A 7,841-nucleotide genomic window follows, 5' to 3' on the forward strand; every position below is an offset into this window, starting at 1 on the left:
TTCCAGTCTGCCAGCTCACCTCTCCTTTTCGGGGCGCTGGATTTGTCGCACTTAGTCTGGCAATTTCTGCGGCCTAACGAGTCGTTCAAGCCGATGCCGCTTCGCGGCACGGCTTAACTCTGGTGTTAGGTGTTCTATGAGAATTCTGTCGGCCGTACTGATCTCGATCGTGTTGCTCGCAGGGTGCAGCGCTCGCGTTGATGACGTTCCAGATACGGTGGAGCAAGGTACGCCTGAGGAGCGGTCAGCTGTTGCCAAGGCGGCAAAAGCATTTCTCGACAGGCTCGATGACGGAAAAGTTGACGAGACTTGGAGCGATGCGAGCCCGGTGCTGGCAATCTACACCGAGCGGAACGCATGGTCGTTAGGCATTCGAGCAATCCGGTCTGGTGTCGGGAGCCTCAAAAGTCGTGAATTGAAGGAGGTCTGGCTTCACAGTGCTGTAGCTAATTCGCCCCCTGGCGAGTATGCAACTATCGTTTGCGAGACGGTATTCTCGAATGCGAAGGTCCAAGAGAAGGTCATTCTCAACAAGCACGAAGGAACGTGGAAGATTAGTGGCTACTACTTGGTCAAAAACCTTTAGGTTGCTCGCGGCGTCCACACCTAACAATTCATTCAAGCCGACGCCGCTTCGCGGCGCGGCTTAATTCAGGCGTTAGGCCTTGTTTCCCGCACTGTTGGTGGCAAGGTCCACGCGGGTTCGAGCATTTCGCTCATCCACGGCATTTGCACCTCGCACGCGCGGTGAGCGCATCGGCAGCCGGGCCAGAAACACCTCGGCTTCGGGGAGGCGCGACCCTCCGCAAGATTCGACCTGACGAGTCGGCTTCGGACAGGACGCGGTGACACTTCTTGGCCACGCGAGCGGGCCTACTTCGCTCCGGTTGTCCCAAGTGCCAGCCCAAGCTCTGCGCCAAGACTTGTTGTACTGTTCGGCTCAGGGTTGGGCTGTCGCAAGGTCGGGCGCAAGCTCGGCGTGCGGCGGCCTAACAAGTCGTTCAAGCCGAAGCCGCTTCGTTACGCAAACCACATGGCAGGTAGAGCTTGCCATGTGCTTCGCTCCACTACGCGTCTCGGCTTAACTCTGGCGTTAGGCACTACAGGGGAAATCATGGCTACTGAAAGATCACAGCTATTCAATACTGTCGTTATAGGCCTGCTCGTGCTGAATCTCTGCTCGACCGGCTATCTCATCTTCCGGACCAACGGAACCGTTGAAGTAGCGCCCGTCTCGTCAACGGAGGTTGGAGTGTCTGAGGCTGAAGCCAACGCCCTAGCAGAAGAGATGGTGAGGTTGTACAACGCAAAAGACGATGCTGGTATGTACGAGGCGTTCGACAGCATAGCTAAGGCCCAGCTCACGCACGACGAATTGGTTAGTCAACTCAACAAGCTCTATCCACTCATGGGCACCATCAGCGACCCCGGTTTTTCCAGTGCTGCACTTGCGGGCAATGACGCTGGTCGTGACTACTACACTCTCAACTACAAAGTTAGATTGACAGGTGGCACGTTCACTTCCGGGGACATGAAGCTCACGGTGACGCGTCGTGAAGATGGCTTGGGACTAGTCGGATTTTTCATCAATGGCACAAGTCATACTGGCCGGCAGTAGTGCCTAACAATTCATTCAAGCCGACGCCGCATCGCGGCGCGGCTTAATTCTGGCGTTAGGCGGCTCAGGACACAACGAGGTGAACCAATGATCACCACACAGATTCCACAGTTCCTCGCAGACCTTGAGGAGCGCTTCGGCGCAGCAATGATCTCCAATGACGTTGAACGGATCGCCGAGTGCATCACGGATGATTGGCTGTTGGTCACGCCAGAGGCGGGGCCTGTTCCACGCTCCCGGATACTTGACGTGGTGGGTTCCGGTCGTCTGACTCATTCGTCAATGACCAAAAGGGCCACACATGCGGCCGTGGCTGGTGACATGGCCTGGGTCACGGGCAGAGGCCAAAACACCGGCATGTTCAATGGAGCGCCAATGCAAGCGGACGAATACATTACAGACATCTATCGTCGGGTAGGTGACACCTGGCTCTGCATGCTCACGCACCTGACTCCGGTGCATAGGTCGGAGTAACACTGGTGAGCCACCTAACAATTCGTTCAAGCCGAACCTGCTTCGCTACACCAACAACATGGCAGGTAAAGCTTGCCACGTTGTCGGCTACGCTACGCAGGTCGGCTTAACTCAGGCGTTAGGCTGCTATGGATCCCTCGTCGCGCATCGAGTTCTCAGTTCGCTATCGGCTCGGAGAGTATCTGCATTTCGTAACGGAGCACGCCTTCGATACAGAGGATGCCTTACGCACGCTGAGCGGAGTAAGGCGGCACTTGGCGCGCATCACGCTTCAGTGTGTTGCAACAATCGGCTTCGTGTACAAATCGTCTCGTGTCGGCCGATGCGACTTCACTATCGACGCTACGGGTGTGAGCAGACGCACCAAGGGCGGTCCAGGCTCTGTTGTTTGGTCCAAGGTGAAGGCAGTCCACACTTACAGCCGTGGCTTTCTTATTGAGCTCGAGAGTGGCGCCATACCCATACCTTTCCGCGTACTCTCGCCCGAACAGCAAGCCCAATTTCGTCTACTGGCAGCGGACCAACTTCTTGCGGGGCCGCAGCCTAACAATTCATTCAAGCCGACGCCGCTTCGCGGCGCGGCTTAATTCAGGCGTTAGCGCCCTATGACAATTGATCCGCAAGCTCGAGCAGCTCTGGCCGAGTCAACCCGCTGGCTCATTGGCGCGCGCATCACTAATTTCCAGTTCGATGATTCGGTGCCCAAGTCAACCGATCCGGCAATCCGAGAGATCTATAACCAGTTCCTTTGGCTGCTTTACTGTGACCTCCGAGAGCACCGCCTTGCTGGCCCTGACAAACTGACACAAGCGCAGAGGGACGCTGCTACCCGCTGCGTACTCTTTCTCAAGCCAGTCCTTCCTTACCTGTGGCCGGTTCTCTCTCGCGGTCAGTCTGCGCTTCTTACCGTCGGCAACTTGCTGACACTTGGCCTCGCCGGGCGCATCTACTTCCGCCGCCTCTGTTCCGCCGGCGACATGACGTACTGGCCGTTCCTGTCGCAATCGCAGTACGCTGCCGCCTTGGGCGCGCCGGTTTACCTGTCTGGGGCGGGCTCTAACAATTCATTCAAGCCGACGCCGCTTCGCGGCGCGGCTTAATTCAGGCGTTAGGGGGCACTGGAGATCATGGCTGGTTGTGTACTCAGAGCAGCAGGGCCTGCCTTTGCGCCCGAGGCGTTTCTGGCATCGTTTCCTCTGCCTGACGCCAATCACCGAGAATCCTCGCTCAACGTCCTGGTCAGTGACCGGGACGGCGATGATCTCTCGGGACAAGTGCTTGATGCGTTGTCGTTCCTGAGGGAGCACGCTGCGGCCGTAAAAGCGTTAGTAGCCCTTCCAGGTGTCAGCGCTTCTCTCGATTTCGGGCTGTGGCAAAAAGACACAATGTCGCAATCTGTATCCTTTGCTCCGGATCTCGTGGCTTTGGCCGGCGAGCTTGGTTTGGGGTTGGAGGCTTCACTGTATGCGGTTGCCCCCTAACAATTCATTCAAGCCGAAGCCGCTTCGCGGCTCGGCTTAATTCAGGCGTTAGGCGCCAATGAACCTTTCTCGGTTTCCCGTTTGGCCAATTGGAGTAGCCTCGGCTTTCACGGGCTTTGCGGCGGCTTATCTCTGGGTGGGCGCGGTCTCCACCGCGTCCTTGAGATTCGGCCACTGTGGTCCAGCTATGGCGGATGCACCAGAGCAGTACTGTCAGGTTGCCGTTAGAGTGCTGCACCAGAGCTACGGGGTTGGTGTTCTAGCTCTTGCGCTCGGAGTTGTAGCGATTTGGGTTTGGGTCAGGCGTCGCAAGCGTGGCGTTGGTGCCTAACAATGCGTTCAAGCCGAAGCCGCTTCGTTACGCAAAGCACATGGCAGGTACAGCTTGCCATGTGCTTCGCTCCACTACGCGTCTCGGCTTAACTTAGGCGTTAGGCCCCCATGCCACTGGTGTCAGTGTCTTTGGCAGGTACAGCGGATGACCTGGATGACCGTCTTTCGTCAAACGCAGATAGTGCAGCTTGGGGAGCATCCCTCGCACCGATTCATGCCTGCCGCCATAGGTCCCATGCACGCCCCACGCTGCCACCACTACGCCCGCTTCTTCAGACCGGCGGCAAATAATCTCGTCGTTCTGTGGTCCAACTGGATCGTTGGCGCGCTTCATGTCGCCCGGAACGGTGGCTCTGTACGCAAACAGATTCGTCATGCACAGTCCGGCGTAACCCCACGCCTTGGCAAAGGCGATGCAGCGCCGGATCGTCGGGTCGTCCTGTGTTTCGCCCGCCGTGCTCGGGTTCAAGCCCACGAACATCGCGTAACCGTTGCCGCCAAGCCACGTTCGCCACAGGTCATAGCGGTAGGTCCGGCATGGTGACAGCAGCGCATCAGATCGCATCTTGCACTTCCTCGTGTGGGGGCCTAACAATGCGTTCAAGCCGAAACCGCTTCGTTCCGCAAAGCACATGGCAGGTACAGCTTGCCATGTGCTTCGCTCCACTACGCGGTTCGGCTTAACTTTGGCGTTAGACCGCAGGTGAGGCCTCTCGTGAGCTTGGATCTACCACTTTTTCCCTACCATCGAGACCCTGTCGCTTCTGGGTCAATCCGTCAATCTGACGCCCCCTGCGAATGTTGTGGCCAATCTCGCGGAGTCCTTTATGACGGCGTCGTTTACAGCCAGTCGGAGATAGAGGCGCTCTGCCCTTGGTGCATAGCAAGTGGGGCGGCCGCGGACAAGTACGACGCCACGTTCTTTGACGCTGAATTCTTTGATGACGCAGACACTCCTGTTGATTTGCCTGAGCCTTTCTACCGGGCGGTGTTTGCTTGCACTATAGGCTTCTCAACGTTCAATCCTATCGGATGGTGGGTTCACTGCGGGGAACCCGCAGAGTACGTCACGCGCATCGAGCCATATGAAATGGTATTTCAGTGTAAAAAATGCGGCGAGCGGCATTCCATTGATGATTTTGACTAACTATCTGCGGTCTAACAATTCATTCAAGCCGAACCCGCTTCGCGGGTCGGATTAATTCAGGCGTTAGGCCTCACATGGAAGATCACATAGCATCTGATAGTTCGGAAAATCGCAGTCTTTTTTGGCCACTCTTGTTTGCGCTCATTGGCACGCTCAACATAGTTGACTTCTTTTACAAGTCGTCCTTCAGCACTGATGATCTGCTGCAAGGCCTTGGATTTCTGCTGCAAGCACCCTTGGTGTACTTTTCACCGCCGTCGTTTGCTAACCCGTTCAAACCCAATCCTCGCAAACCGCCTGTGAGTTCTTTGGTCAAAGGGTCTGCATTCGTTGGCCTTGCACTGCTCATTGTCGGCCTCATAGTGGAGTGGCTGTGAGGCCTAACAATTCGTTCAAGCCGAACTTGCTTCGTTCCACCAAAGCCATGGCAGGAAAAGCTTGCCATGGCTTTGGCTCCACTACGCAAGTCGGCTTAACTCAGGCGTTAGGCACCGCTATGGCCGCTTTCGTACGTCGTGCTAGTCCAGAAGATGTCGAGAAGATATCTTCGATCCATCGCGAGGCCTTTCCCCGTCAGCTTGATTCAGAAGCTTGGGTGGGTGCCACGCTCGCCGCCGCGCCCAGAATGTTCGTGCATGTGGTACTTCAGGACGACGACCTTGCTGGGTACATATTTTGGGCGCAGAAGTCTGGCTTCCGTTCGACCGCAGTCCTGGAGTTGGATCAAGTCGCAGTTCGCTCCGAGCTAAGGGGCAAAGGCCTTGGTGAACTACTCATCAAGGACTCGTTGTCGCAAGTCGAGGGTGAGCTTGTGGCGTCAGGCCAATCCATCAAATCCATACTCGTGTCCACGCGAGCAGACAATCACGCACAGCGTTTGTACGCTAAGGTTCTTGGCGCCCGCGTCGTAGCGGAGATCGACGGCCTATACTCGGCTGCGGAGGTCTTTATGTTGGCGGAGAACGCGGTGCCTAACAATTCATTCAAGCCGACACCGCTTCGCGGCGCGGCTTAATTCTGGCGTTAGGCGCCCATGACAAGTATCTGGCGATTTGCAGCATTGATCTTTGGTCCAGGCGCTTTGCTGTGTCTGGCGCTTGTTGGCTATTCCGCCGTTGATGCCTATCTACTCGGCAACTGCGATCCAAAGTTTGGCTGCGCCGGCGGCGTTCAGGTTTCCGCATTCGTGACCGGTCTCGCTTTGCTTTGTTCGTTGGTCGGCAACCTGCTGGCATGCTCAACTTTCAACAGCACGGTGCGCTTCGTACGCCTTGCGTGGCTTCTCGGCGCAGTCGTTGTCCTGAGCCTTGGTCAGGGTGCTTTGTTCGCTTCGTCGGGGAGGTTTTTGCCCGGCGACTCTCTGCAGAGCATGATGGTCGCGTGGGCTGGGCTATCCGCTCTTCTGGCGTTAGTAGCCCTTGCAGTTGTACGGCACTGGGCGCCTAACAATTCATTCAAGCCGACGCCGCTTCGCGGCGCGGCTTAATTCAGGCGTTAGACAGGGGAGGGGTGCTTGGACAAGGACACTTGGTCGATAGCCATTAGCTTAGTTGGCTTGCTACTCGGACTCTTGTCTGCGCACGCTCAGCTTAAAGCTGTGGGACGCTGGGCACTTAAGGCAACCGGTGAAAGGGCGCGCGCTTGGATGAATCGCGTGCAAGATGACGCAGAATTGTATGCCAATAGCGCCAGCGCGCTGGTGGCTTACTTGGTCAGAGAGGCATTCGCCCTAGCGTTCGTTCTAGCGTTGTCCGTCGCGGCTCTATTAGTTCTGCGGGGCGACACCTTCACAGCACCTGTCTGGGTACGCCAAGGAATGCTGCTCTTGCTGATGTTGTGGGTTGGCAACAAGCTCGCTGACGTGTCTAACATGGTCGACCTGACATTGCGCAAGGCTCGCCAAACCCGTCGCGAAGGCGTCTAACAATTCATTCAAGCCGACACCGCTTCGCGGCGCGGCTTAATTCAGGCGTTAGGCCCCGCAACAACTTCTACAGCGCACTGGAAGGGCAATGAGCAGAAGCATCCATAAAACCATCGCGCAAGTGATACGAGACAACTCCCGCCAGGAAATCGCGCATCCGGACAATCCAGACGTCGCCGCCCTTGCCCAGAAGGTTGGCTACAAGAAGTCTGAGCGCCGGAAGCGTCAAGGGACTGCTCAAGACGCGACCTTGACTCAAGACGACGAGGCGGGGCCTAACAATTCATTCAAGCCGACACCGCTTCGCGGCGCGGCTTAATTCAGGCGTTAGAGCCCACATGAAGTTTCCGGCGCCCACACAAGAAGAAATCGCCGACGTTGAAATGACGGTTGGTTGGCCACTACCAGTTGCGCTTACCAACCTTTACATCAGCCGTGGCAATGGGGGCTTCGGGCCAGATTACGGCTTGCTCGGTCTGGGGGCAGGCCATGTCACTGACCAAGGCGACACCGCACTGAGCCTCTACCGCCTCTTCAACCAACCAGACCCAGACGAGCCTGGCTGGGTGTGGCCCAAACAATTGCTCCCCATCCTCCACGTAGGCTGCGCCATTCACTACTGCATAGACTTGGCCATGCCCGGCAACCCGGTCGTCCAGTTCGACCCCAATGGCTTCGGCCCAGGTGACAGCTGGGAGGGTGCGTTCTCGGTAATATCCCCCCAACTGGAGCCTTGGCTAAGTGGGCTCTAACAATTCATTCAAGCCGAACCCGCTTCGCGGGTCGGCTTAATTCAGGCGTTAGGCGCGCATGGGAGGGGACATGGATGGCCAACTTTGGGGAGTACTAATTGGCGCGGCAGCG

General features: G+C 56.9%; 14 protein-coding genes. 13 read left to right on the forward strand and 1 reads right to left on the reverse strand.

Annotated elements, in window-relative coordinates; genetic code table 11:
* Positions 1-136 precede the first annotated feature (136 nt).
* The 6 genes from ACW5E8_RS14595 (at position 137) to ACW5E8_RS14620 (ending at position 3,573) form a co-directional block, all read left to right on the forward strand.
* On the forward strand, positions 137-586 hold the full coding sequence (locus ACW5E8_RS14595; protein WP_456966265.1) for a DUF4019 domain-containing protein: 450 nt from the start codon (positions 137-139) through the stop codon (positions 584-586).
* 528 nt (positions 587-1,114) lie between these two features.
* On the forward strand, positions 1,115-1,618 hold the full coding sequence (locus ACW5E8_RS14600) for a hypothetical protein (RefSeq protein ID WP_456966266.1): 504 nt from the start codon (positions 1,115-1,117) through the stop codon (positions 1,616-1,618).
* An 87-nt stretch (positions 1,619-1,705) separates the two neighbouring features.
* A complete protein-coding gene (locus ACW5E8_RS14605) occupies positions 1,706-2,092 on the forward strand; it encodes a nuclear transport factor 2 family protein (protein WP_456966267.1) in 387 nt (128 codons plus the stop codon).
* A 128-nt stretch (positions 2,093-2,220) separates the two neighbouring features.
* On the forward strand, positions 2,221-2,679 hold the full coding sequence (locus ACW5E8_RS14610) for a YcxB family protein (protein WP_456966268.1): 459 nt from the start codon (positions 2,221-2,223) through the stop codon (positions 2,677-2,679).
* 18 nt (positions 2,680-2,697) lie between these two features.
* Positions 2,698-3,192: a hypothetical protein gene (locus ACW5E8_RS14615; RefSeq protein WP_456966269.1), complete on the forward strand. Its 495-nt coding sequence runs from the start codon at positions 2,698-2,700 to the stop codon at positions 3,190-3,192.
* Between the two features lie 27 nt (positions 3,193-3,219).
* The gene (locus tag ACW5E8_RS14620) at positions 3,220-3,573 is read left to right on the forward strand and encodes a hypothetical protein (RefSeq protein ID WP_456966270.1); all 354 of its coding nucleotides are present in this window, start codon (positions 3,220-3,222) and stop codon (positions 3,571-3,573) included.
* Between the two features lie 424 nt (positions 3,574-3,997).
* Here the strand turns inward: ACW5E8_RS14620 and ACW5E8_RS14625 are convergent, their stop codons facing one another.
* Positions 3,998-4,471 carry a DUF1643 domain-containing protein gene (locus ACW5E8_RS14625; RefSeq protein ID WP_456966271.1) on the reverse strand — a complete coding sequence of 158 codons (474 nt, stop codon included), beginning with the start codon at positions 4,469-4,471 and terminating at the stop codon, positions 3,998-4,000.
* 150 nt (positions 4,472-4,621) lie between these two features.
* On the opposite strand from ACW5E8_RS14625, the gene ACW5E8_RS14630 reads away from it, so the two are divergent.
* The 7 genes from ACW5E8_RS14630 to ACW5E8_RS14660 all read left to right on the forward strand — a co-directional run bounded on the left by ACW5E8_RS14630 (position 4,622) and on the right by ACW5E8_RS14660 (position 7,729).
* Positions 4,622-5,053 carry a CbrC family protein gene (locus ACW5E8_RS14630; protein WP_456966272.1) on the forward strand — a complete coding sequence of 144 codons (432 nt, stop codon included), beginning with the start codon at positions 4,622-4,624 and terminating at the stop codon, positions 5,051-5,053.
* A 74-nt stretch (positions 5,054-5,127) separates the two neighbouring features.
* The gene (locus tag ACW5E8_RS14635; RefSeq protein WP_456966273.1) at positions 5,128-5,430 is read left to right on the forward strand and encodes a hypothetical protein; all 303 of its coding nucleotides are present in this window, start codon (positions 5,128-5,130) and stop codon (positions 5,428-5,430) included.
* A gap of 26 nt (positions 5,431-5,456) precedes the next feature.
* Complete coding sequence (locus tag ACW5E8_RS14640; RefSeq protein ID WP_456966274.1) at positions 5,457-6,068, forward strand: N-acetyltransferase family protein; 612 nt, start codon at positions 5,457-5,459, stop codon at positions 6,066-6,068.
* A gap of 18 nt (positions 6,069-6,086) precedes the next feature.
* Positions 6,087-6,539 (forward strand): hypothetical protein, encoded by a 453-nt coding sequence (locus ACW5E8_RS14645; protein WP_456966275.1) that lies wholly within the window; start codon positions 6,087-6,089, stop codon positions 6,537-6,539.
* A 27-nt stretch (positions 6,540-6,566) separates the two neighbouring features.
* Positions 6,567-6,977: a hypothetical protein gene (locus ACW5E8_RS14650; protein WP_456966276.1), complete on the forward strand. Its 411-nt coding sequence runs from the start codon at positions 6,567-6,569 to the stop codon at positions 6,975-6,977.
* 88 nt (positions 6,978-7,065) lie between these two features.
* Positions 7,066-7,296 (forward strand): hypothetical protein, encoded by a 231-nt coding sequence (locus tag ACW5E8_RS14655; RefSeq protein WP_456966277.1) that lies wholly within the window; start codon positions 7,066-7,068, stop codon positions 7,294-7,296.
* Positions 7,297-7,315: 19 nt separating this feature from the next.
* Positions 7,316-7,729, forward strand: a complete 414-nt coding sequence (locus ACW5E8_RS14660; RefSeq protein WP_456966278.1) for an SMI1/KNR4 family protein — start codon at positions 7,316-7,318, stop codon at positions 7,727-7,729.
* Positions 7,730-7,841: the final 112 nt, after the last annotated feature.

Source organism: Luteimonas sp. A649 (assembly GCF_054072735.1).